This is a genomic window from Sphingobium sp. AntQ-1 (assembly GCF_028538045.1).
GTDB classification, from domain to species: domain Bacteria; phylum Pseudomonadota; class Alphaproteobacteria; order Sphingomonadales; family Sphingomonadaceae; genus Sphingobium; species Sphingobium cupriresistens.
Map to the genome: position 1 here is coordinate 1940695 of NZ_CP117158.1, position 23742 is coordinate 1964436.

19 protein-coding genes are annotated in these 23742 nt (G+C 65.3%); 14 read left to right on the top strand and 5 right to left on the bottom strand.

The genetic code is table 11. The features are described 5' to 3' along the window. Positions 1-558: a hypothetical protein gene (locus sphantq_RS09770; RefSeq protein WP_272798385.1), complete on the bottom strand. Its 558-nt coding sequence runs from the start codon at positions 556-558 to the stop codon at positions 1-3. 397 nt (positions 559-955) lie between these two features. Here sphantq_RS09770 and sphantq_RS09775 point away from each other — a divergent pair, with 397 nt between their 5' ends. Continuing rightward, on the top strand, positions 956-3991 hold the full coding sequence (locus sphantq_RS09775) for a TonB-dependent receptor domain-containing protein (RefSeq protein WP_272798386.1): 3036 nt from the start codon (positions 956-958) through the stop codon (positions 3989-3991). Between the two features lie 98 nt (positions 3992-4089). Here the strand turns inward: sphantq_RS09775 and sphantq_RS09780 are convergent, their stop codons facing one another. After that, complete coding sequence (locus sphantq_RS09780) at positions 4090-5124, bottom strand: hypothetical protein (RefSeq protein ID WP_272798387.1); 1035 nt, start codon at positions 5122-5124, stop codon at positions 4090-4092. A 112-nt stretch (positions 5125-5236) separates the two neighbouring features. Between sphantq_RS09780 and sphantq_RS09785 the strand changes: the two genes are divergently transcribed. Further along, positions 5237-6517: an aspartyl/asparaginyl beta-hydroxylase domain-containing protein gene (locus sphantq_RS09785; RefSeq protein ID WP_272798388.1), complete on the top strand. Its 1281-nt coding sequence runs from the start codon at positions 5237-5239 to the stop codon at positions 6515-6517. An 87-nt stretch (positions 6518-6604) separates the two neighbouring features. After that, positions 6605-6844: a hypothetical protein gene (locus tag sphantq_RS09790; protein WP_422917708.1), complete on the top strand. Its 240-nt coding sequence runs from the start codon at positions 6605-6607 to the stop codon at positions 6842-6844. A gap of 66 nt (positions 6845-6910) precedes the next feature. Here sphantq_RS09790 and clpB read toward each other — a convergent pair whose 3' ends face one another. Next, positions 6911-9490 (bottom strand): ATP-dependent chaperone ClpB, encoded by a 2580-nt coding sequence (gene clpB / locus sphantq_RS09795; protein WP_272798389.1) that lies wholly within the window; start codon positions 9488-9490, stop codon positions 6911-6913. 182 nt (positions 9491-9672) lie between these two features. Here clpB and sphantq_RS09800 point away from each other — a divergent pair, with 182 nt between their 5' ends. Then, a complete protein-coding gene (locus sphantq_RS09800) occupies positions 9673-10776 on the top strand; it encodes a hypothetical protein (protein WP_272798390.1) in 1104 nt (367 codons plus the stop codon). A 39-nt stretch (positions 10777-10815) separates the two neighbouring features. On the opposite strand, the gene sphantq_RS09805 is transcribed toward sphantq_RS09800, so the two are convergent. Then, a complete protein-coding gene (locus sphantq_RS09805) occupies positions 10816-12468 on the bottom strand; it encodes a M28 family metallopeptidase (RefSeq protein ID WP_272798391.1) in 1653 nt (550 codons plus the stop codon). A 168-nt stretch (positions 12469-12636) separates the two neighbouring features. Here sphantq_RS09805 and sphantq_RS09810 point away from each other — a divergent pair, with 168 nt between their 5' ends. The 7 genes from sphantq_RS09810 (at position 12637) to sphantq_RS09840 (ending at position 21115) form a co-directional block, all read left to right on the top strand. Then, on the top strand, positions 12637-15510 hold the full coding sequence (locus tag sphantq_RS09810; protein WP_272798392.1) for a M16 family metallopeptidase: 2874 nt from the start codon (positions 12637-12639) through the stop codon (positions 15508-15510). Positions 15511-15533: 23 nt separating this feature from the next. Beyond that, positions 15534-15836: a hypothetical protein gene (locus sphantq_RS09815; RefSeq protein WP_129925511.1), complete on the top strand. Its 303-nt coding sequence runs from the start codon at positions 15534-15536 to the stop codon at positions 15834-15836. Positions 15837-16015: 179 nt separating this feature from the next. After that, a complete protein-coding gene (locus sphantq_RS09820; RefSeq protein ID WP_066607553.1) occupies positions 16016-16465 on the top strand; it encodes a MarR family winged helix-turn-helix transcriptional regulator in 450 nt (149 codons plus the stop codon). Positions 16466-16475: 10 nt separating this feature from the next. Next, positions 16476-18542: an FUSC family protein gene (locus tag sphantq_RS09825; RefSeq protein WP_066607120.1), complete on the top strand. Its 2067-nt coding sequence runs from the start codon at positions 16476-16478 to the stop codon at positions 18540-18542. After that, positions 18539-18754 carry a DUF1656 domain-containing protein gene (locus sphantq_RS09830; RefSeq protein WP_066607122.1) on the top strand — a complete coding sequence of 72 codons (216 nt, stop codon included), beginning with the start codon at positions 18539-18541 and terminating at the stop codon, positions 18752-18754. Before sphantq_RS09825 ends, sphantq_RS09830 begins: the two co-directional genes overlap by 4 nt. Further along, entirely contained in the window at positions 18751-19671 is a 921-nt protein-coding gene (locus tag sphantq_RS09835) for an efflux RND transporter periplasmic adaptor subunit (protein WP_066607124.1), read from the top strand. Before sphantq_RS09830 ends, sphantq_RS09835 begins: the two co-directional genes overlap by 4 nt. 70 nt (positions 19672-19741) lie before the next feature. Then, positions 19742-21115, top strand: coding sequence for an efflux transporter outer membrane subunit (locus sphantq_RS09840; protein WP_244884450.1), 1374 nt, complete (start codon positions 19742-19744; stop codon positions 21113-21115). Positions 21116-21297: 182 nt separating this feature from the next. Here the strand turns inward: sphantq_RS09840 and sphantq_RS09845 are convergent, their stop codons facing one another. Further along, positions 21298-21813, bottom strand: coding sequence for an outer membrane protein assembly factor BamE (locus sphantq_RS09845; protein ID WP_272798393.1), 516 nt, complete (start codon positions 21811-21813; stop codon positions 21298-21300). A 162-nt stretch (positions 21814-21975) separates the two neighbouring features. Here sphantq_RS09845 and sphantq_RS09850 point away from each other — a divergent pair, with 162 nt between their 5' ends. From sphantq_RS09850 to sphantq_RS09860, 3 genes are all read left to right on the top strand, one after another. After that, positions 21976-22512 carry a ubiquinol-cytochrome C chaperone family protein gene (locus sphantq_RS09850; RefSeq protein WP_066607555.1) on the top strand — a complete coding sequence of 179 codons (537 nt, stop codon included), beginning with the start codon at positions 21976-21978 and terminating at the stop codon, positions 22510-22512. Continuing rightward, positions 22509-23039 (top strand): YceD family protein, encoded by a 531-nt coding sequence (locus tag sphantq_RS09855; RefSeq protein ID WP_066607131.1) that lies wholly within the window; start codon positions 22509-22511, stop codon positions 23037-23039. Before sphantq_RS09850 ends, sphantq_RS09855 begins: the two co-directional genes overlap by 4 nt. Positions 23040-23138: 99 nt before the next feature. Continuing rightward, the gene (locus sphantq_RS09860) at positions 23139-23729 is read left to right on the top strand and encodes a hypothetical protein (protein WP_272798394.1); all 591 of its coding nucleotides are present in this window, start codon (positions 23139-23141) and stop codon (positions 23727-23729) included. The last annotated feature ends 13 nt before the right edge of the window (positions 23730-23742 follow it).

Below are 23742 nucleotides of genomic sequence, written 5' to 3' on the forward strand. Positions count from 1 at the left end.
TCAGCTCACCCGCTTCATGCGCACGGCCCGGCCGCCCTCGACCTTGCCCATGAAGCTGCCCATGGCGGCGCGCTTCAACTCGATCTTCTGGCCCGGCTTGGGGTCGCGCGCGGTCATCGCCTCGGTCGTCATCCACTGGGCGCCGTCCTCCAGACCGATCTGCCACTTGCCATAGCCCAGGCTGCGGACCGACGCGATCACGGCGTCGATATGGGTGACCCCTTCCGCCTGCGGCTTGTCGCCATCTTCCTCGTCGCCCCCGTCCAGGAAGGGCAGTTTGGGGAAGGCAAAGCCGAACAGCGTCTTGCGCGTCCTGTTGAGCTCGCTCTTGTCGAGCACCACCACTTCGTCGCGCTGGGCGGCGACGTCCATCGCGCCGACCTGCTGGTCGAAACAGGCGAGGCGCGCGCTATTGTCCGTTATGGTGCGACACTGGAGCAGGTTTGTGAAGATTTCCGGCCGGGGCTGTTGCTTGGGCGCGGCCTGCGCCTGTCCGATGCCGACCACAAGGCAAAGAGATAGAGATAGCGCCAATATCCTGCCGCGCTTGCCGTTCATATCCGCTTTTCCTTCGCCGAACCACCTGATGCGCTTTAACATGCACCCGTAAACGATGACGTCAATATGACAGCCCCGGCCGATCCAGGCAGACGGTAGCGCCACATTCGGTGGGTTGCTCCGCAGCCTGATGCATGATTGCTACATCCTATTGTAACTTCGTGTAATTATCTTGCAATACAGGCGTAAAACAGCCGGCGTTGCCGCTTGTTGCATTTATGATACAGCCACATCCAAAAGCGGCCGTCGCCCTTTTCCACCGCTTTACAGCGCCCTGAACCCCGCGCAGTTTCGGGGTCATCCATATGGGGGGATCGCTGTCGGGCACCATATCCCTCTGTACGGGCCACATCTGTGGCAGGCTATCTGCCAAACTCCAGAGCAAGGGACTGGAACCGTGAAAACATTTTCGAAGAGGGCACTATTGCGTGCCAGCGCCGCACCGGCGATTCTGGGCGCGTCGCTGATCGCGACGGCTGCGTTCGCACAGGACGCACCGCAGGCGGCGGAAGCCGAAGCGGGCGACACCATCATCGTCACCGGATCGCTGATCAAGAATCCGAACCTGGCGCGTTCGACCCCGGTCACCGCCACCACGGCTGACCAGATCGAACTGAAGCAGAACAACACCGCCGAAGAAATCCTGCGTGAAATTCCGGGCATCGTTCCCAGCATCGGCACGGCCGTCAACAACGGCAACGGCGGCGCATCCTACGTCAACCTCCGTGGCCTGGGCGAGAATCGCAACATCGTCCTGCTGAATGGCGATCGTCTGGCGCCTGCCGGGCTGGCCGGCATCTTCGACCTTAACAACGTGCCTCTGGCGCTGGTCGAGCGCGTCGACGTCTTGACCGGTGGCGCATCGACCACCTATGGCGCGGACGCCATTTCGGGCGTCGTCAACTTCGTGACGAAGAATGATTTCGCGGGCCTGGAAGCAAACGTCTCCAACCAGCTGACCGAGCAGGGCGACGGCAATTATGTCCGCGCCGATCTTACGCTGGGCGCCAACTTCGACGATGGTCGCGGCAATGTCGTGTTCAGCGTTGGCTATCAGCAGTCGGACCCGGTCTATCAGGGCGACCGTTCCTTTTCTGCTCTGAATATCGATTCCTACACCGGCGTCGTCGGCGGCGGTTCGGGCACGTCCACCCCTTCGCGCTTCTCCAACACCAACCCGTCGGGCACTGCCGGCGGCAACGGCAACCGTCAGGTGACCGCCGATGGTACGGCTTTCCGTCCTACCACCGCGTTCGACGCTTATAACTTCAACCCCTTCAACGTGTTCCAGACGCCGTTCGAGCGTTTCAACATGTATGGCGCGGGCCGTTACGAAGTCAGCGACGCTGTCGAAGTCTATAGCCGTGGCATCTTCTCGAAGAACACCGTCAGCACGATCATCGCCCCGTCGGGCGCGTTCGGCATCGGCGTTCAGGTTCCGCTGAGCAACCCCTATCTGACTGCTGCGCAGCGCAATGCCTTCTGCGGCCGTAATATCGCGTCGCCGGCCGACATCGCCGCCGGCGTATACACGCCGCTGTTCACGCAGGCAGAATGCACCGCGGCCGCCACGGCGACCGACCCCAACGACCCGAATTATCGCGAAGTGACCACGGCCTTCTCGCGCCGCGCCACTGAATTGGGTCCGCGTATCTCGGACTTCACCACCACCTTCTTCGATTACAAGATCGGCGCGCGTGGCGGCATCACCGACACGATCGACTGGGATGTTTCGGGCGCCTATGGCGAAAGCGAGCAGATCCAGACCCAGAAGGGCTATTGGCTCAACAGCCGCGTCCGTCAGGCGCTGCTGGCGACCAACACCGAAACCTGCCTGACCGACACCAACGGGTGCGTGCCGCTCAACGCCTTTGGCCCCGACGGTTCGATCAACTCGGCGATGAATGGCTTCCTGAACGCCAACAGCCAAGTGACGACCAAGACCTCGCTCGCGCAGGTGCATGGCACGATCAACGGCGACTTTGGCGTGGCTTCGCCTTTTGCCAGCGATTCGATCGCTTTCGCGGTCGGTGGCGAATATCGTAAGTATCAGGCGAGCCAGGAATCCGATCTTCTGTCGCAGTCCGGAGATCTGGGCGGCGCAGGCGGTGCGGCACCGAACATCGACGGCGGCTATGACGTGTACGAAGCCTTCGGTGAACTCGTTCTGCCGCTGGTTCAGGACAAGCCCTTCTTCCAGGATCTGACGCTGGAAGCTGGTATTCGTTACTCAAAGTACAGCGTCGATGCTGCGACAAATCCGAGCTACAAGACGACGACCTGGAAAGCAGGCGGTAGCTGGACCCCTGTCGATGGCTTCAAGATCCGCGGCAACTATGCCCGTGCGGTTCGTGCGCCTAACATCGATGAGCTCTTCTCGCCGCAGAACACGCTTCTGACCAACTTGGGCACCGATCCTTGCTCGGGTTCGGCTCCGCTCGGAAATGCCAATCTGGCGGCAATCTGCCTTGCCCAAGGCGCCCCTGCCAACACGATCGGTGCGATCACCAACGATCCGGCTGGCCAGGTTAACTACACCGGCGGCGGCAATCTCGCCCTCGGCCCGGAAAAGTCCAACAGCTGGACCCTGGGTGCAGTATGGCAGCCTGACTTCGTGCCCGGTTTTTCGGCGACGGTTGACTACTACAACATCAAGATCACCGGCGCGATCACCGAGCCCACTCCGGGCGACGCGATTTCGGCATGCTTCGATAACATCTCGGCTTCCGGTGCAACCAGCGCGGCCTGTACCTCGATCCGTCGCAACCCGCTGACCGGCGAGTTGTTCGGTGAAGCGGCTACGACGCCGGGTCTGCTGCTGGCCAAGTCGAACCTGGGCAAGCTGTCCACCGATGGTATCGATTTCTCGCTGAACTACAGCAAAGATGTCGGCTTCGCCAACCTGTCGCTCAGCCTGACCGGCAACTGGACCAACAGCTCGAAGTTCCAGGCGACATCGACGTCGATCAACCGCGAGTGTGTTGGCTATTATTCGGTCAACTGCGCGTCGATCCAGCCTGAATGGCAGTTCTCGCAGCGCACCACGCTGGCCTTCAAGTCGTTCGACCTCTCGCTGCTGTGGCGCTATATCGACAAGGTGAACTTCGAGCCTCAGCAGCTTGCTGATGACCTCGCCGCTGCCTTGACCGATCCGGCTGGTTGCCCCAATCCGACGGGTGCCGACGAAGGTGGTTGCATGATCGATCCTGCGTTCCGCGAAATCAAGGCGGAGCATTATTTCGACCTGACTGGCCGTTTCCATGTCAGCGACGAAGTGACGATCACCATGACCGTCCAGAACCTGCTGGACAACAAGCCCAAGATCGTGGGTGCCGGCATCGGTTCCACGGCATATAACAGCGGCAACGTCTATCCGTCGACCTACGACGCGCTGGGCCGCCGCTATGCCATCGCGGCCAAGCTGCGCTTCTGATCCTTCGATAAAGCCAGGAAAAAGAAAGGGCCGGTGGAAACACCGGCCCTTTTCTTATGCGTTTGCGGTCAGTCGGACGGTGGCCGACCCTGCCGCGATCAAGCCAGCAGCGGATTGGGCAAGGCCATCGCGATGCCGCCATTGTCCGCCAGCACCCGCGCCCAATGCGCGACCTTCTCCACCTCCTCGCCATGGAGTTCCAGGCCGCGCCGGGCGTCCTGCGCGCGTTGGCCCGGTCCGAAATCGGCGCCATCCTTGGCATTGCGCGTGAACACCGGCCCGTTGACAATGGTCGCGATCGCGCGCTCGTCCAGCGCCAGGCCGAACAGCCGGGCGAGCGCCGCAAGACTTTCCCCCGGACGCGCCACCAGCGTTTCACTGTCGAGCGTCGCCACCCGATCGCCCAGCTTCACGGCGATATCCTGAAACTGCCGTTGCTGCGCCAGCCAGCCGGCGGCCGCGACCTGGATGTCGGTGAGGCCCAGATAATCGTCGGGCGCGATGCCCAGCGGCGCCAGCATCCCTTCGCGCAGCAACTTGCCGAAAAGGTCGCGCACCCACAGGCGGCCCCACATGCCCTTGCGCGCGATCGAGGCGAGATAGGCGTCGAGCGGGGCGTGCAGCAGCAGCGCACGTGCCTGCGGCCGCAATCCCAATAGGGCGGGGATCAGCGGGTTGACGATGTTGGAGGGCTTGACCACCACCGCCTCGCCGGGCGCGAAGGGCCGCGCGAGCAGGCGCAGCCCCTCATCAAGCACCCGCGCGACGTCCGGCCCTTTTGCGCCGCGATGTCGCCAGCCGATCAGGTCGTTGAGCAGCACCGGCTCCTTCAGGCCCATTGCGACGCCGGGATAGTCGAAGGCGGCGGCGAGCAGGGTCGAGCAGCAATAGGCCGAATGGAAGAGGAAATGGATCGGCGCGGGGGCCGGCGCATCCAGCATGGCGTCGACGCGGCGCAGCACCAATGGCGCATCGTCCTCGCCCAGATGCTGGTCGGTCAGGAACGGGGTTTCTGCGTGCCTGGCGCGCCGCACATGTCGCAAATGCACCGCGTCATGACCGGGATCATAGCGGTGTGCGAGCCATTCGGCATTGGCCATGATGTCGCGGGTCGATGGTAAGGAGGCCGTCATGCCTCCCGCCTTCGCATGGGTTTTTCGCATGTACAAGTCATGCGGGATTACGGCCCCTTGCCAGCGCATGGGCTTCTGGTAGCGATGGACGGGCAAGAGGCTGGGGAGCTTTATGGACGTAACGGTCGGGCGGTTGCTGCAACAGGCGATCGAGGCACGGCGGCAGGGCCGGGACGCAGAGGCGGATCGCATAGTGGGCAAGGCGCTAACGCGCCGGCCGGGCGAACCGCAACTGCTGAACCTGCGGGGGCTTATCGCGCTGGACCGTCAGGATTTCGCGGCGGCGCGCGTCCATTTCGTCGCAGCGGCACAGGTCGATCCAGGCGAGGCCGCTTTATGGATGAACGTCGCCTCGGCCGAACGTGGCCTGGGCGCGGCGGAAGCGGAACGGGCTGCGTTGAGCCGGGCGATCGCGATCGACCAGCGCAACCTGATGGCGCAGATTCGCATGGCGCAATTGCAGCAACGGCTGGACGAGGCGCAAGGCGCAGCCGACAGCTGGAACAAGGTGCTGGCGCTGACCACTGGCATGGCCGACATTCCGCCTCAACTGGTGGAGATACTGGCGCAGGCCCGCCGCTTCGTCGGCGACCATCATGCGCGCTTCGCCGCTTTCGTGGAAGCGGGATTGGCCGACCGGCTGCGCAGCGCCGACGCGCTGACGCAGCGTCGGTTCCAGGCGTGCCTGGACCGGGAGTTCGGCCGCCGCACCCTCTATCAAAACCAATGTTCCGGCCTGCATTACCCCTTCTTGCCCGCCGACGAATTTTTCGATCGAGCGCATTTCCCGTGGATGGCGCAGTTGGAGGCGCAAACCGATGCGATCCGCGCCGAATTTCTGGCGTTGATCGCGAAAGATGGCGGCGCGGTCCGCCCCTATGTGCGACAGGAGGCGGGGACGCCGGACAATAAATGGACCGCGCTCGACGGATCGCTTGATTGGGGCGCGTCCTTCCTGTGGGAATATGGCGTGCGCAACGAAGCGATCTGCGCCGCCTGTCCGCAAACGGTCGCCGCGCTGGAGGCGCTGCCCCGCGCCGACATTCCCGGCCGTGCGCCGTCCGCCTTCTTTTCGCTGCTCAAGCCCAAAAGCCGGATTCCCGCGCATACCGGCGTCACCAACAGCCGCGCCATCGTCCATTTGCCGCTGGTCGTGCCCCCGGGCTGCTTATTTCGGGTCGGTGGCGAAACGCGGGCCTGGGAAGAAGGCGTCGCCTTCGCCTTCGACGACACGATAGAGCATGAAGCGTGGAACGAGAGCGAGCATGTACGCGCCGTGTTGATATTCGACGTGTGGAACCCGCATTTGTCGCTTGAAGAGCAGCAATTATTGAAGCAATTCTATGCCACAGCCGATGCGAGCAAGACGAGTGACGTCCGCGCGACCATCTGATCAACGGCAGGCAGCGGGGTTCACGCGAAGAGGCAGGACCAGCCAGGCCGCCTTTCTGGGAGATTATAGGTGCGTATTTTGAAAACCATGATGGCCGCCAGCTTGTTCGCCATGGCGATGCCAGCGCTGGCGCAGGACAAGCCAGCGCTGGATCGCAACGATCCGAATGCCACCCGTTGCAAGCGAATCGCCGTCACCGGATCGCTGGTGCGCAAGGAGCGCATCTGCAAGACCAATGCGGAATGGCGGGCGATGAGCGAGCAGCAGAATCGTGACGCCGACGATTTGATTACCCGCAGCCGAGCGGGCATGAACCCAAGCGGCTGATCGCTTCCGCTTTTTCTGCGCCATAAGGGAGAAAGGCCCGCCGATCGATTCGGCGGGCCTTTTGCCTTATACCACCGTCAGCTTCAGCGCGCCGTCGCCATCCTCCACGCGGACCGTCGATCCGTCCGGCGCTTCGCCGCGCAGGATAAGATCGGCCAGCGGGTCTTGCAGGTAACGCTGCACCGCGCGCTTCAAAGGCCGCGCGCCATAGACCGGATCATAGCCGACCCGGCCGAGCCAGGCACGCGCCTCGTCAGTCAGATCGAGCACGATCTTGCGATCCTTGAGCAGCTTGCCGATACGCGCCACCTGGATATCCACGATCGGGGCCATATGGGCCGCGCCCAGACGGTGGAACAGGATTACTTCGTCCAGCCGGTTCAGGAACTCCGGGCGGAAATGGGCGCGGACGATGTCCATTACCTGATCCTCGACCTTTTCCACCGGCTCGTCATCGGCCAGGCCGGTGAGATATTGGCTGCCCAGGTTCGACGTCAGCACGATGATCGTGTTGGTGAAGTCCACCGTGCGTCCCTGCCCGTCGGTCAGGCGGCCATCATCCAGCACCTGGAGCAGGATGTTGAACACATCGCCATGCGCTTTCTCCACTTCATCGAACAGCACGACCTGATAGGGGCGACGGCGGACGGCTTCGGTCAGGACGCCGCCTTCCTCATAGCCGACATAGCCCGGCGGCGCGCCGATCAGGCGGGCGACGCTGTGCTTCTCCATGAACTCGCTCATGTCGATGCGCACCATCGCGCTGTCGTCGTCGAACAGGAATCCTGCCAGCGCCTTGGTCAGCTCGGTCTTGCCGACGCCGGTGGGGCCAAGGAAGAGGAAGGAGCCGAGCGGGCGGTTGGGGTCTTGCAGGCCGGCGCGGCTGCGGCGCACCGCGGTCGACACGGCCTTGACCGCATCGGCCTGCCCGATGACGCGCTTGCCCAGCGTTTCTTCCATCGCCAGCAGCTTTTCGCGCTCGCCGGTCATCATCCGTTCGACCGGGATGCCGGTCCAGCGGGCGACGACGCCGGCAATATCCTCCGCCGTCACTTCCTCGCGCAGCATAGCGCCTTCCGACGCGGTTTCCGCTTCGGCGAGCCGCTTTTCGAGCGCGGGGATGCTGCCATAGGACAGCTCGCTCATCTTCGCGAGGTCACCCGCGCGCTGGGCCTGCTCCAGTTCTAGCCGGGCGGCGTCGAGCTGTTCCTTGACCCTGGCTTCGCCGGCGATCTTGTCCTTTTCCGACTGCCAGCGCGTGGTCAACGCGGCGGATTGCTCCTCCAGATTGGCGAGATCTTCCTCCAGCGTGGTCAGGCGGTCAGCGGACGCCTTGTCCGTCTCCTTCTTCAGCGCCTCTCGCTCGATCTTGAGCTGGATGATGCGGCGGTCGAGATTTTCGATCTCCTCCGGCTTGGATTCGACCTCCATGCGCAGGCGGCTGGCGGCCTCGTCCATCAGGTCGATCGCCTTGTCGGGCAGGAAACGGTCGGTGATGTAGCGGTTGGAGAGCGTCGCCGCGCTGACGAGCGCGCCGTCGGTGATCCGCACGCCATGGTGCAGCTCATATTTCTCCTTCAGGCCGCGCAGGATGCTGATCGTGTCCTCGACCGTTGGTTCGCCGACGAAGACCGGTTGGAAACGACGCTGGAGTGCGGGGTCTTTTTCGACATATTTGCGATATTCGTCGAGCGTGGTCGCACCGATGCAGTGGAGTTCGCCGCGGGCGAGCGCGGGCTTGAGCAGATTGCCCGCGTCCATCGCGCCTTCGCTTTTACCCGCGCCGATCAGCGTGTGCATTTCGTCGATGAACAGGACGATCTGACCGTCCGCGCCCTTCACTTCGTCCAGCACGCCCTTGAGGCGCTCCTCAAACTCGCCGCGATATTTGGCGCCCGCGATCAGCGACCCCATGTCGAGCGCCATCAGGGTGCGGTCCTTGAGCGTGTCGGGCACGTCGCCATTGGCGATGCGCAGCGCGAGGCCTTCGGCGATCGCGGTCTTGCCGACGCCGGGGTCGCCGATCAGGACGGGGTTGTTCTTGGTCCGGCGGGCAAGAATCTGGATGGTGCGACGGATTTCCTCGTCGCGGCCGATGACGGGATCGAGCTTGCCCGCGCGCGCCGCTTCGGTGAGGTCGCGGGCGAATTTCTTGAGCGCGTCGTAACGATCCTCCGCGCCCGCCGTGTCGGCGGTGCGTCCACCGCGCAAGGCATTGATCGCAGCGTTGAGCGCTTCGGCCTTCACCCCGGCGGCGGCCAGCGCCTTGCCCGCGGTCGTGGTGGTGGCGAGGGTGAGCGCGAGCAGCAGCCGTTCGACGGTGACGAAGCTGTCGCCCGCCTTCGCCGCGACCTGCTCGGCGCTGTCGAGGACGCGCACGGCGTCATTGTCGAGGCCTGGCGTCTGCTGCGCGCCGGAGCCGGACACGGCCGGCACCTTGGCCAGCGCCGCGTCGATGTCGCGCAACGCGACTTGCGCCGAGCCGCCCGCCGCCTTGATGAGGCCGGATGCCATGCCCTCGCTGTCTTCCAGCAGCGCCTTCAAAAGATGGTCCGGGCCGATCCGCTGATGGCTCATGCGGATCGCGACGGTTTGCGCCGATTGCAGGAAACCCTTGGCGCGGTCGGTGAATTTTTCGAGGTTCATGATAGCCCCTTGGAGTGAATTGCCCCTGATGTAGTGTTGCCCAATAGCAACACAAGAGCGGAAACAGACTTTGTCGCCCACCGCGGGTAAGGCCGGAACCTTCGCACCATCTAGGCAGATCCGATTTCTTCTTCTAATCGATTCCACCGGGTCGCACCGCATTATTCCGGGGGGAAAATTTCGTGAAGCGACTTGTCATTCTAGCGGCCATGCTGGCTTCCACGCCGGCAGCCTATGCCAACACCCATTGCGACGCCGTCGGAGGCTACACGATCGGCGCATCGCCGATCGGCCTGGTTCCGGGCACCTATATTCCCTATATCGATGCGGCTGGCGTAGAACGGATCAACGTACCCACTGTGACGGGCGGCATCGTGCCGTTGCGCACCAGCCAGTTGACGACTCTCGGCATTCCCTTTTCCTTTGCAAACAGCACACCGCTGCAACTGAGCTGCGGTAGCCCCGACAGCGCCAATTTCCGGGCGGTCGCCGATGCGCTGGACATGGATTTCGATTTCGACTTGGACGGCGATTCAGACACGATCGGCGGCGCGGCGACGGCGTGGAGCGTCGCCAATGAGGATGGCCAGCGTTTCGACCTTAAATATGCCAAGGGCATCCGCCTGTCGGAACGTAACCGCACCCGCTTGCTGATCACGGTCCCGGCGCGATATCTGAACGTCAACAGCACGGCCGGCGGCCTTGCCAGCGCGCATGGCGGCCTGAAGGCCTTTTCGATCGGGCTGGGCGTGGGCGTGCAGATTCCGGTCAGCACCAATTGGTGGCTGACCCCGCGCGTGTCCTATACCGCCACCGACGCCAGCAAGGGGCTGGGCGGCGATGGTGAACTGGCGTCGGCGACCCTGTCCAGCAACTATCGCTTTGCCGGCATCGGGCGTGGCGAACTGACCATGGGCAATCTGGTCGGCTATACCCAGACGGTCCGCACCGGCATCACCAGCCAGGACAGCGCCGACTATTTCAAGCAGCGCAACTGGTGGTTCCGTAACGGGCTGGCCTATCAGTTGCCATTGGGCGGCCGGATGTTCGGGCGCCAGACGTCGCTGCGCACCAGCTATGTCTTCACCCTGGGCGCCAAGGACACGATGGCGTTCGAGCAGGTGCATGAAGCCGCGATCAATTTCGGTTTCCGCATGCGCGAGACGGAGCAGCGCGCGGGCAGCGACCTGCTGCGCGTTGGTTTGCTCTACACCCATGCGAAGAACGAATATTTCAAGAATGCAGATTATGACTCGCTGACTCTGACGGTCGGCTACCGCTTCTGATTCTAGGGTGGGGGGAGCCAGGCTCCCCCTATTTTGCCGTCAGGGCTTGGCCGCCTTGGACACAGTCGGCGCGAAGGTGTCGCCGAAGAAATCCGCCTGATACCAGAGGGGCGCGGCATCGCCATCCGCCATGGCGCGGGTGATGCGGTAATTGGCCTCGGCAAAGCGGGCGCCGGCGGTCCAGTCGATCTTCTGGCTCATGTCATCGCCGGGGTGGTGATAGGCGCCGCCCAGGAACGCTTCCCAAGCCTTTTCGCCGCCATTGGCATAGCCGGTGGCGAGGAAGACGGCGGGGACGCCCTGTTTCACGAACATATAATGGTCCGAGCGCACGAAGATCGTCTCCTGCGGCATTGGATCGGGCGAGAGCTTCACGCCCATGGGCGCGACCGCCTTGGCCACGATCGGTCCCAGCGTGGAATGATCCGCGCCGAAGGCGATGAGGTCGGTAAAGGGATAGAGCAGCAAGGGCATGTCGAGATCGACATTGCCGACGATCTGCCTGACCGGGACGCTGGGATGACGGGCATAATAGTCGGCGCCGAGCAGGCCCTTTTCCTCCGCCGTGGAGGCCAGGAAGATGATCGAGCGGCGCGGTTTGTCCGGCGCCTCAGCCATGGCGCGGGCGACTTCCAGCATGGTGGCGATGCCCGCGCCATTGTCCAGCGCGCCATTGTTGATCCGGTCCTTGTCCGGCGCGTCGCCAGGCTTGGCGGCACTGACACCGATATGGTCGAGATGGGCGGAGAGGACGACATATTCGTCTTTAAGTTTCGGGTCGCTGCCGGGCAGGATGGCGACGACATTGGGGCTGGTGACGCGCTGGCTGACCGTGTCGGCCTTGATCGTCACGCCGGTCTTGAGCGCGAAGCCCTTCGGCTTGCCGCCCGGCTTGTCGGCGGTCTTGCGGATCGCGGCGATGGTCGTGGGCGCGCCGGCGAACACAGCCTGTGCCGCCGGATCGTTCAGCATCGCGGACGCGCGCAGGCCCGGTGCCGCGTTGAACGGCACGCCTTCGGGCGAAACCCAGGTGAAATCGGGTTCGTCGGCGAACTGCACCATCCGCGCCCAGGGACGGGCCTTGGCCGACTGGAGCGTGTTGAACGCGATCATGCCGATCGCGCCATGGGATTCGGCGATCTTCCCCTTGGTGGCGGAAAGATGTGCGCCCTCCTCGCTCGGCAGCCCCTTGGGATAGCCGCGCAGGGTGACGACGATCTTTCCCTTCACGTCGAGGCCGGCATAGTCGTTGAGGCCAAGCCGCGCATTTTCAAGGCCATAGCCGACGAAGACGAGCGGCGCCGTGACGTCAAGATGCGGCTGGTCGGCGTTTATGCCGACGATCACGTCGCCGGCGTGGGTGAAGCTTTTCGCCCCGGCCGGGCCGGTGACGGTCAGCGTGGCGGGCGTTTTGTCAAATTCGGTTTTCTGGAAGGTGATGCGCTGGAGCCAGCTACCATTGTCGCCGGCAGGCTTGAGGCCGAGACCGTCGAACTGGCTGGCGACGTAGCGGGCGGCGATCTCATGCCCTTCGCTGCCGGTGTCGCGACCTTTCAACAGGTCGTCGGCGAGAAATTCGACATGGGCGCGCATGGCCGCGGGGGTGAAGACCGGATCGGCGGCGTTCTGAGCCGAGAGGGCGGCGGGCAACAACAGCGCCGTCATGGCGGCGAAGGCAATGGCGGTTTTCATGAAAGGATATGTCCACTGGATTACGGTATCGATGGAGGATTGCCGCCCTCCCCCGGCCATGTCCAGCAATAAGCGTATTGCACGTCTAAAACGGCCCGCTATGCTGCGCCCATTGTCGTTTCAGCCGCGTTCTGCACTCGCTAAAGCTCCCCTTTTCATGAGGTTCTCATGGCCCTTTCCCCGATGTCGCGCCGCCTGTCCCTGATGCTGGGCCTGTCGGTCCTGGCGCTGTCTCCCATGGCGCAGGCCGCCAAGCCCGTAGCGGCCGCAGCGCCCGCCCCGGTCGCCAGCCTCGTGTCCCAGGTCGATATTCCTTATGAGGAATTCACGCTGAAGAACGGGCTGCGCGTCATCGTCCATACCGACCGCAAGGCGCCGGTGGTGGCGGTGTCGATCTGGTATCATGTCGGGTCGCGTTATGAACCTGTCGGCAAGACCGGCTTTGCCCATCTGTTCGAGCATCTGATGTTCTATGGCTCGGAAAATGCCGATGGTCCCTTCTTCGGACGGCTGGAAGATATCGGCGCGACCGACTGGAACGGGACGACCTGGTTCGACCGCACCAATTATTTCGAGACGGTGCCGACCGGCGCGCTCGACCGGGCCTTGTTCCTGGAATCGGATCGCATGGGGCATCTGCTGGGCGCGGTGACGCAGGCCAAGCTGGATACGCAGCGCGGCGTCGTGCAGAATGAAAAGCGGATGGGCGAGAATGAGCCTTATGGCCTGGTCGAATATGCGCAGCTCGACGCGATGCTGCCCGCGGGCCATCCCTATCGCCACTCCACCATCGGGTCGATGGCGGACCTGAATGCGGCGAGCCTGGCCGACGTCCAGAGCTGGTTCAAAACCCATTATGGGCCGAACAACGCCGTGCTGGTGCTGGCGGGCGACATTGATGCCGCAACCGCCAAGACGAAGGTCGAGAAGTGGTTCGGCAATATCGCCGCCGGCCCGGCCCCCAAGGATGTGGACGCGACCGTGCCGAGCCTCGACAAGGATGTCGAAAAGGTGATGCACGACAATGTCGCGGCGACGCGGCTGTATCGCAACTGGATCGTGCCGGGGGTCAATTCGGCCGATTTGCAACAGCTGGACCTGGCGATGACAGTGTTTGGGGGGCTTAAATCCTCGCGGCTCGACAATGTGCTGGTGCGCGACGAGAAGGTCGCGGTCAGCGTGAAGGCCAGCATCCAGCCGTTCGAGAAGCTGAGCATCGCCGAGATCACCGTGGACGTGAAGCCGGGCGCGGACCCGGTGGCGGTGGGCAAGCGGCTGGACGCGCTGCTGGCCGATTATCTGGCCAAGGGGCCGAGCGCGGACGAAGTGCTGCGCGCGGCGACGACGCAGGCGGCCGGCACGATTTCGGGGCTGGAGAAGGTCGGCGGCTTTAGCGGCAAAGCGGTGACGCTGGCCGAGGGCGCGGTCTATTCCAACGATCCGGCCAAATATAAGAAAGACCTGGCCGTTTATGCCGGGGCGACGCCCGAAACGGTGAGCGCGGCGGCGCGCAAATGGCTGGGCCGGCCCGTGTTGCGCCTGACCGTGGCGCCGGGCGAGCGTAGCGCCGCGGACAATGCGTTGGCGGGGAATGCGACGCACAGGCCCGCCTTCTTCCGCAATCCCGATGCCGCCGCGCCCGTCATCACGACGCAGGCAGGGGCTTTGGCCGCGCCGACCAAGATCGCCGAGCCGCCGATCGAGCCGGTCAAGGATCTGGACTTTCCCGATGTCGAACATGCCACATTGAAGAACGGCATCCCGGTGGTTCTGGCCCATCGCGCGACGGTGCCGACGGTGCGGATATCGGTCGCTTTCGACGCAGGGAATGCCGCCGACGACCGGGCCAAGCTGGGCACGGCGGGGCTGACCGCCGCGTTGCTGGACGAAGGCACCACAACCCGGTCGTCGGTGCAGATCGCCGAGGAGCAGGAAAGGCTGGGCGCGTCGATCAGCGCGGCCAACAGCATGGACCGGACCAATGTCGGCCTGTTCGCACTGAAGCCCAATCTGGATGCGTCGTTGGGCCTGCTGGCCGATGTGATCCGCAACCCCGCCTTCGCGCCGGCCGAGGTCGAGCGACTGCGCGGGCAGGTGCTGACCCGGATCGCGTCGGAAAAGACCGAGCCGATGGCGATCGCGCAGCGGATGCTGCCGCCCCTGCTCTATGGTCAGGCGCATCCCTATGGCATTCCCTTCACCGGGTCTGGCACGGAAAGCGGCGTCAAGGCGGTGACGCGAGCGGACCTGACCGCCTTCCACGACGCCTGGCTGCGGCCCGACAATGCGACCATCTTCGTCGCGGGCGATACGACGCTGGCCGAATTGATGCCGCTGCTGGAAAAGCGCTTCGGCGACTGGAAGGCGCCCAAGACGGCGAAGGGGACCAAGACGTTCCGCATGGACAAGATGATGCGTCCGTCACGGATCATCCTGATCGACAAGCCGCAAAGCCCGCAATCGCTGATCCTGGGCGGGTTGTTGACCAACAAGGCGGGGACCGACAATCCGGTGACGTTGCAGACCGCCAATGAAGTGCTGGGCGGCAGCACGACGTCGCGCCTGACGATGGACCTGCGCGAGACGAAGGGTTGGGCCTATGGCGCAGGTACGGCGCTGCCGGGCGTCAAGGAGACGATCCCGCTGCTGGTCTATGCGCCGGTGCAGACCGACAAGACCGGCGAGTCGATCATCGCCGCGCGGCAGGACATCAAGGACTATCTGACGACCAAGGGCACGACGGAGGCGGAGCGCAACCAGACGATCAACAGCCAGATCCTGTCGCTGCCGGGCAGTTTCGAGACGTCGTCGGACCTGCTGTCCGCGATGATGCGCAACAGCCTGGTCGGCCGGCCGGACGATTATTACGAGACATTGCCCAAAGTCTATCGCGCCATGACCGCCGCGGACTTCGACAAGGCCGCGCGCGAGGCGATCAACCCCGACCGGCTGATCTGGGTCGTGGTCGGCGACGCCAAGCTGGTGCGACCGCAGCTTGACGCGGTGGGGCTGCCGGTGGAAATGGGCACACTCGCGGATTGACGCGAACGTAAAGGAGACTGGATATGGCAACCGTAGATGGCGCTTATGATTGCGTGGCCAAGACGCCGATGGGCGACCAGAAGGGCGTGTTCACCGTCGTCAGCAGCGGCGACCGTTTCAACGGGACCTTCGCCGGGATGATGGGGTCGCTGGATGTGGTCGATGGCAAGGTCGATGGCGACGCGCTGACATGGAAGATGGAGATGACCATGCCCATGCCGATGACGCTGGAATGCGAGGCCGCGGTGGCGGGCGACGCCATCACCGGCACGATGCAACTGGGCGCGTTCGGGGCGTCGGCCTTTAACGGGACGCGCCGGGCGTAAGGCGCTTTGACTGGGCTCCCGCGCAGGCAGGAGCCCAGTCAGACGGCAGGACTGGACTCCCGCCTGCGCGGGAGCACGGCATATGGCGGATCGATCGCACGGCCCATTTCCATCGTGCGACAACGAGTGCGACAGCAACACGCCATTGACAATTTTCATTAGTTAGCTATCTAATGAAAATGCCCCTGTCAGAACCCAAGCGCGCGCTCGCGCACAAGATGGCCCCGGTCGCCCGCGCCTGGCGGCAGTTGGCGGATACCGTATTGGCGGAATTCGGCGTGTCCAACAGCGCCGCCTGGTGCCTGATCCATATCGACCGGCTGGGCGGCGAGGTGGGCCAGAGCGCGCTGGCCGAGTCGCTGGACATCAGCCAACCCTCTTTGGTTCGCACATTGGACCAGGTGCAGGCGGCGGGGCTGGTGACGCGGGCGCAGCATCCCGACGACAAAAGATCCAACATCATCGCCCTGACCCCGGCCGGGCAGGAACTGGTCGGCCGGATCGAAGCGAAGCTCGACGCGCTGCGGGGCGAATTGCTGAAGGACGTGCCGGACGGCGCGATCGAGGTGACCGTGTGGTTGCTCGACCTGCTGAGCCTGCGCATCGCCGAGCATAAGAGCCCGGCGTGAGCATCCGGCCATGAGCGGCAAAATCATCGGCGAGCGCTTCGGCGCGCCAGCCGCGCTCTTTTCCCTCAAATGCCTCGCGGCGAGCATGTTGGCGCTTTATGTCGCGTTCAGCATCGGGCTGGAGCGGCCCTATTGGGCGTTCCTGACCAGCTATATCGTCGCCCAGCCCATGGCCGGCGCGGTGATTTCCAAGGCGGTGTTCCGCGCCGTGGGCACATTGGTCGGCGCGATGTTCGCGGTCGCCATCGTGCCGCCGCTGGTCAATGCGCCCGAATTGCTGGCGCTGGCCATGGCGTCATGGCTGGCGCTGTGCGTGTTCGTCTCGCTGATGGACCGGACGCCGCGATCCTATATGTTCGTGCTGGCGGGCTATACCGCCTGCCTGATCGTCTTCCCCGACGTCGATACGCCGCAAACGATCTTCACGGTGGCGTCGCTGCGCGTGCAGGAGATTTTGATCGGCATCGCCTGCGGCAGCCTGGTCCATAGCGTGATACTGCCCGGATCAATCACCACCACGCTGTTGGCGCGGGTGGAGGGGATGCTGCGCGACGCCGAACGCTGGTCGCGCGACGCGATCGCGACGGAACCAGTGGCAGGTTTGGATGCCGAACGCCGTCGGCTGGCGCAGGACGTCACGGAATTGCACCAGATGTCGGTCCACCTGCCCTTCGACATCAGCCGCCTGGCGCCGCGCGTGCGCACCGTGCGCGCATTGCAGGACCAATTGTCGATGCTGCTGCCGCTGGGCGCGGCGGCGGAAGACCGGCTGGCGCAATTGAAGGCCGCCCATGGCGGGACCGTGCCGCCGCAGGTCGAGACGTTGATCGCCGATATACGCGCCTGGCTGGATTCGCCGGTGGTGGACAATGACAGCCGGGCGCTGCTGGCCCAGGCGCTGATCGACCGCTGTGCGGCGATGGAGCCGGCGGCGACGCCCGACATGGGATGGGCCGACATGATGCGGTTGAGCCTTTATGCCCGGCTGGCCACGCTGATCGCGGCGCATCGCGACTGCCGCGACCTGCACGACCAGATGGCGACGCACAGTCGCGCCGCGGTGACGCCGAGGGTCGCGCAGCTGCTGGAGGGTCGCCGCAATCGCGAGTTGCACCGCGATTACGCCAGCGCGGCGCGCGGCGCGTTCAGCGCCTTCGTCACCGTGACGCTGGGCTGCGCGATCTGGATATTGAGCGGGTGGAAGGATGGCGGGACGGCGGTGATGCTGGCCGGCGTGTTCCTGGCCTTGTTCGCGGCGCTCGACAATCCCCTGGCCCCGCTCAAGGGATTCATGGTCGGCACGATCGCCGCGTCGGCGCTGGGCGCGCTGTACGGCTATGCCATCATGCCGCGGCTGGACGGTTTTGCGATGCTGGCGCTGGCCTATGCGCCCGCCTTGCTGATGCTCGGCGCGATGATGGCCTCGCCGCGCTGGGCGGGGATTGCGCTGCCCACCCTGCTGGGGCTGGGCAGCCCGGTGCTTTTGTCGAGCAACTATGTCAGCGCCTTTGGCAGCTATATCAACGGCGCGGTGGCGCAGATCGTCGGCATCTGGTTCGCGATCATCATGGCCGGGCTGTTGCAATCGGCCGGGGTCGAAGACGCGATCCGCCGCACGTTGCGCGCGGGCTGGGCCGACATCGCCAATCGCGCGACGCTGATGAGCCCCCCCGACGTGCGTGGCTGGATCAACCGGATGCTCGACCGGATCGCCCTGCTCGCCCCGCGTCTGGCGGCGACCCGCGCCGATAGCGGCAAACCGCTCTACGATGCGCTGCGCGACCTGCGCACCGGGGTCGCGATCGGCGAGTTGCGCCAGTTGCGGCTGGACCTGCCGATCCAGGAAGGCGCGCCGCTGGCCGCCGTGCTGGGCGGGGTCAGCCGCCATTATCGCGGGTTGGACCCGGACGGGCCGGCGCAAGCCGACCCTGCGCTGCTGCACGATATCGACAGCGCCATCAGCGACATCAGCGCCCATCCGCGCTTGCCGGTACGGCGGGAGGGCGTGCTGGGGCTGGTGAGCCTGCGCCGCAACCTGTTCCCCGACGCCCATGCCTATCGGAGGGCCATGGCATGACCGGCGAAATCGCCCTGGGGGGCATCTATATCCCCACCCTGTTGCTGCTGGCGCTGGTCGCGCTGGTGCTGAGCTGGGCGCTGACCCGGCTGATCGGCGCTTTCGGCCTGTACCGTTTCCTGGCCTATCGTGCGGCGGTGGACCTCAGCCTCTTCATCCTCCTGCTCGGCGCCCTCGCGCTGCTCGTCCCCACCTTTGGAATCCGTCTATGAACCGCCTCTCGTCCACGCTGGTCCGCAGCGCCGCCACCATCCTGCTCGTCATCGCCGCGGCGCTGGTCGCGATCTGGATGTGGAATCATTATGAGCGCAGCCCCTGGACCCGCGACGGGCGGGTGCGCGCCGATGTGGTGCGGGTGACGCCCGACATCAGCGGGCTGGTGACGTCGGTCGCGGTGCATGACAACCAGCGGGTGAAGCCCGGCGACCTGCTGTTCGTGATCGATACGCCGCGTTACGCACTGGCGCTGGATCAGGCCCGGTCGCAGATCGCCAGCGCGCAGGCGACATTGGCGCAGGCACGGCGGGAGGCGCGGCGCGACCTGGCGCTGGGCGACCTGGTGGCGGCGGAGACGCATGAGCAGAATGTCGCGCGGGTCGAGACGGCGCAGGCCGCGCTGACAGAGGCGATGAGCGCGCGCGAGGGCGCGGCGCTGAACCTGCAACGGACGCGGGTGCTGGCGTCGGTCAATGGCGTGGTCACCAACCTGGACCTGCATCCGGGCGACTATGTCGGCGCGGGCAGCCAGGCGCTGGCGCTGATCGACAGCGATTCGATGCGGGTCGAGGGCTATTTCGAGGAAACCAAGCTGGGTTTGATCTGCATCGGCGCGCCGGTGACGGTGCGACTGATGGGCGAGGCGCAGGATCTGCACGGCCGGGTCGAGAGCATCGCCTTCGGCATCGACGACGACAGCCGGACCAACAGCGGCAACCTCCTCCCCTCCGTCGAGCCGACCTTCAGTTGGGTACGGCTGGCGCAGCGCATTCCGGTGCGGGTGAAGCTGGACAAGGCGCCGGCGGGGTTGCGGCTGATTTCGGGCCGGACCGCAACGGTGACGGTGCAGCCCGCGGCGCCTGAGAAAAATGGGGACAAGGATGGCAAGGCGGGGGTTTGCCGTCATGGCTAAGGCTAACCGGGCCAAAAGGCAGCCTGTTCCCGCCTGCGCGGGACCGCATAAGGGTTTGGGGGGCGCGCTGTTGGTGTTGGCCCTGTCCGCCTGTGCGACCGCCGGGCCGGATTATCGCCCCCCCGAACGGTCCGCCGCCACCGCGCCGGCCGCGACCGGGGCGTTTCATTCGGCCCAGGGCGGACCCTATAGCCAGGCCGACCTGCCCGACCATTGGTGGCGCCTCTATGCCGATCCGCAGCTCGACGCGCTGATCGAACAGGCGCTGGCCGCCAATACCGACCTCGCCCAAGCCGACGCCAATCTGGCCCAGGCGCAGGCCGTGCTGCGCGAGGCGGAGGGCGGGCGCACGATCGCGACCGGGGTCAGCGGCGGGACGACGTTGTCGCGTCCGTCCAGCACCGGATACAGCCTGCCCGGCGTGGTCGGCTATGATCTGGGCCTGTCGGCCAGCTATCCGCTGGACCTCAATGGCCGGATCAAGCGCGCGATCGAAGCGAGCGGCGCCGATGTCGAGGCGAGCGCGGCGGCGCGCGACTATGTGCGGGTCAGCGTCGCGGCGGCGACCGCGCGCGCCTATGCGCAGGTGTGCGCGGCCAATTACAGCCTGGGCGTAAACCGGCAGGTGGTGGCGTTGCAGCGCGACACGCTGAACGCGACGCGGCGGCTGGCCAAGGGCGGGCGCGGCACCGCGTTCGACGTCAGCCGGGCGCAGGCGGCGGTGGAGACGAGCGCGGCGGCGCTGCCCGCGTTCGAGGCGCAGCGGCAGAACGGCCTTTATCTGCTGGCGACATTGCTGGGGCGGCCGCCGGCCGATTATCCGCGCGATGTAGAGAGTTGCGCCGCGCTACCGGCGTTGCGCATGGCCCTGCCGGTGGGGGACGGCGCGGCGCTGATCCGGCGGCGGCCCGACATCCGGCAGGCCGAGCGGGCGATCGCAGCCGATACCGCGCGGCTGGGGGTGGCGACCGCCGACCTCTATCCGCAGGTCAGCATCGGCGGGTCGGTCGGCCTGTCAGGACCGCTCAAGGATCTGGGGTCTGGCACGGCCTTCGGCTTCAGCCTGGGGCCGCTGATCAGTTGGAGCTTCCCCAACCGGCCGGTGGTGCGGGCGCGAATCGCGCAAGCCGATGCGGCGGTGCGGGGCGACCTGGCCGGGTTCGACGGCGCCGTGCTGGAGGCGTTGCGCCAGACCGAGACGGCGCTGGAAAGCTATCGCCGCGATGCAGAGCGCGCCGCGGCGCTGGACCGGGCGCGGGACAGCGCAGCGCTCTCCGCCAATCAGGCGGGCAAGCTGTTCCGCTTTGGCCGGGGCGATTTCCTGTCGCTGCTGGACGCGCAGCGCAGCCTGGCCAGTGCGGAGGTCATAGCGGCGGCGGCGCGGACGCAACTGGTGCAGGACCAGATTGCTATCTTCCTGGCGCTGGGCGGCGGCTGGGAATGAGGGTGACTTGTCGTGAAGGCCGCGAGCGTGATTACATTGATCCCATCCGTTCGTCCTGAGTAGCCATTGAGCGAAGTCGAAATGGCGTATCGAAGATACATGCGCTGCGCTTGATGCTTCGATACGGGTCTTCGACTGCGCTCAGCCCCTACTCAGCACGAACGGGGTCAGGTCATCCAACCTTAGCTGCCGTTCGGGCCGCCGCCGGTGTTGCTGCCGCCGCCAGCGCCGCCCATGCCGCCAGCGCCGACCGCACCGATATTACCGAAAATCTCGTCGAACAGGCTGCGGTTGCGGCCCAGTGTCGGGGTCTTGTCGCCCATGGGCGAGATGTGGGCAACCTGATCCAGACCCATGCGATCGACTGCCGCGACATTGCCTGCGGGGTCGAAGCGGACGCGCAGCACGGTCTGTTCCACCGGCTTGGGATTGGAAAAGGCGAGTGCGCGCATTTCACGCGACACATAATACCAGTCCTGCTCGCCGAACTGCGACACGAAGCTGGGGCGACCCAGCGTCCCTTCCACCGAGGCGCGGTTGTCGATGCCGGGCTGGACCGAATCGACCAGCAGCTTGTCGATCGAATAGCCCTGATGCGTGCGGATGCGGGTGCAGCCCGATGCGCCCAGCACCAGCGCGCTGAGGCCGATCGCGAGCAGGATACGCCCGCGTGGCGAATGACGGCTGAACTGACGCATGAACTTCTCCTGCGGGGGGCCGTCCCGCGAACCCAAGAAACTGATGTCGCCATTGCATTGGGCGACGCAGCGATCAATATGGAAATGCGCAAGCCCCGGCAAGGGGCGCAAAACATCGGACGGCGCGTCGCCGTCCGATCCGTCACGAAAAGCTGTTGCCCGATGTCCGCTTCCCCCTCCTTCCTCCAGCGCCTCTTTGGCCGCACCGATCCCAAAGAGGGGCTGCGCCCGCTCTATAACGCCGTGATCCGGGAGGGACGGCAGCCGCACTGGTATGTCGAGGGCGCGGTGCCGGACACTCTGGACGGGCGATTCGACATGATCGTCGCGATTTTGGCGCAGGTGCTGATCCGGCTGGAGCAGCAGAATGGCGCGCAGGACAGCGTGTGGCTGACCGAATTGTTCGTCGACGACATGGACGGGCAGTTGCGGCAGGAAGGCATTGGCGATGTGGTGGTCGGCAAGCATATCGGGCGGATGATGAGCGCGCTGGGCGGGCGGATCAGCGCCTATCGCGCGGCGCTGACCGGGGAGGCCGGCCTGGCCCCCGATCTTGCCGACGCGCTGCGGCGCAACCTCTATCGTGGCGCGGCGGTGGACGACGGCGCGATCAACCATGTCGAAGGCGCGCTGCGGGCGCGCTGGACGCGGCTGGGCTGCGTGTCGCGCGACGCGATGCTGACGGGAGATATCGGATGACCATCAACCCCAACCCCGAATTTGCGCGCACCCACAAGGTCGATCAGATCGCGCGGCTGGCGGGCAAGCTGCATATCGCAGCCAAGCAGCCGGAGCGGGACGCGCTGGCGCTGCGATTCGGGCTGTCGGCGCTCGATCGGCTGGAGGCCGATTATAATGTCGCCATGGAGGATGGCGCGATCGTCGCGCGCGGACGAGTGCGCGCGGAGCTGGCCCAGCCCTGCGTCGCGACCGGCGTGCCGGTGCCCGAAACGATCGACAGCGATTTCGTGTTGCGCTTCGTGGTCGAGAGCGAGGAAGCGCAGGCGGCCGACGAACTGGAGCTGGATGCGGAGGATTGCGATACGATCGGCTATGACGGCCATGTGATCGACATGGGCGAAGCGGTGGCCGAAACGATGGCGCTGGCGATGACCCCCTTCCCCCGCGCGCCGGACGCGGACGCCTATCTGAAGGAGGCCGGCGTGCTGAGCGAGGAGCAGGCCAGCCCTTTCGCCGTGTTGCTGGGCCTGAAGGACAAGGATTAGGGAAACGGGATTAGGGAAACGGGATTAGGGAAACGGGATTAGGGAAACGGGAATAGGGAACCGCGCATAGACTGGTGCGTCCCTCTTGCCATGAGACGCATGATTCTGATGGCCGCGATGATGGCGGGTGGGTGCGCCCCGCCGCCGGTGACGCCCCCGGCGTCCCCCAAACCACTATCGTCCGATGGACCGGCGCCACCCGCCGCGCCTGCGTCTTCGCCACTGATCGGCGCGGATGTCGCGCGGGTCCAGTGGGATGTGGCAGAAAATCGGACGCAATGCGCGCCGCTGGCGCTGCGGTCCGACGGCGGCGCGGCGGGCAAGGCGCGCGCCGCGCAGTTTAGCGGCGGCTGGGCGGTCGCATTCGACCTGCCGGGAGTGCGCAGCGCCTATGGCTTCGCCGGGCCGGGGACAATCGCGATCGATGCCGAGCCGGATGCGGCGCAGCGGGCGCGGCTGACGCGGCAATGGCCCTATATGCGCGATCTGCCCACGCTGCCCCATCCTGCCTTTGCCGGTTATGGCGTGGTCGGCGCGGAGCCCTATCCAGCGGACAATCCGGACGGCAAGGGGTTGCATTCGCTCGCCTATCTGCGGATCGGCGGGCAGCATTGCACCTATAATGTGTGGAGCCGGATCAGCCGCGCCCATCTGGAGACGTTGCTCGACAATCTGCGCGTGCAGGATTGAGGCGGCCGAGTCT

Bases quoted from the DNA above. Each gene is read 5' to 3' on its own strand.
- sphantq_RS09805 (WP_272798391.1), bottom strand. From the start codon at position 12,468: ATGAAAACCGCCATTGCCTTCGCCGCCATGACGGCGCTGTTGTTGCCC.
- sphantq_RS09815 (WP_129925511.1), top strand. From the start codon at position 15,534: ATGGCAACCGTAGATGGCGCTTATGATTGCGTGGCCAAGACGCCGATG.
- clpB (WP_272798389.1), bottom strand. From the start codon at position 9,490: ATGAACCTCGAAAAATTCACCGACCGCGCCAAGGGTTTCCTGCAATCG.
- sphantq_RS09785 (WP_272798388.1), top strand. From the start codon at position 5,237: ATGGACGTAACGGTCGGGCGGTTGCTGCAACAGGCGATCGAGGCACGG.
- sphantq_RS09825 (WP_066607120.1), top strand. From the start codon at position 16,476: ATGAGCGGCAAAATCATCGGCGAGCGCTTCGGCGCGCCAGCCGCGCTC.
- sphantq_RS09860 (WP_272798394.1), top strand. From the start codon at position 23,139: ATGATTCTGATGGCCGCGATGATGGCGGGTGGGTGCGCCCCGCCGCCG.
- sphantq_RS09770 (WP_272798385.1), bottom strand. From the start codon at position 558: ATGAACGGCAAGCGCGGCAGGATATTGGCGCTATCTCTATCTCTTTGC.
- sphantq_RS09850 (WP_066607555.1), top strand. From the start codon at position 21,976: ATGTCCGCTTCCCCCTCCTTCCTCCAGCGCCTCTTTGGCCGCACCGAT.
- sphantq_RS09820 (WP_066607553.1), top strand. From the start codon at position 16,016: ATGCCCCTGTCAGAACCCAAGCGCGCGCTCGCGCACAAGATGGCCCCG.
- sphantq_RS09830 (WP_066607122.1), top strand. From the start codon at position 18,539: ATGACCGGCGAAATCGCCCTGGGGGGCATCTATATCCCCACCCTGTTG.
- sphantq_RS09810 (WP_272798392.1), top strand. From the start codon at position 12,637: ATGGCCCTTTCCCCGATGTCGCGCCGCCTGTCCCTGATGCTGGGCCTG.
- sphantq_RS09790 (WP_422917708.1), top strand. From the start codon at position 6,605: ATGATGGCCGCCAGCTTGTTCGCCATGGCGATGCCAGCGCTGGCGCAG.
- sphantq_RS09780 (WP_272798387.1), bottom strand. From the start codon at position 5,124: ATGACGGCCTCCTTACCATCGACCCGCGACATCATGGCCAATGCCGAA.
- sphantq_RS09845 (WP_272798393.1), bottom strand. From the start codon at position 21,813: ATGCGTCAGTTCAGCCGTCATTCGCCACGCGGGCGTATCCTGCTCGCG.
- sphantq_RS09835 (WP_066607124.1), top strand. From the start codon at position 18,751: ATGAACCGCCTCTCGTCCACGCTGGTCCGCAGCGCCGCCACCATCCTG.
- sphantq_RS09855 (WP_066607131.1), top strand. From the start codon at position 22,509: ATGACCATCAACCCCAACCCCGAATTTGCGCGCACCCACAAGGTCGAT.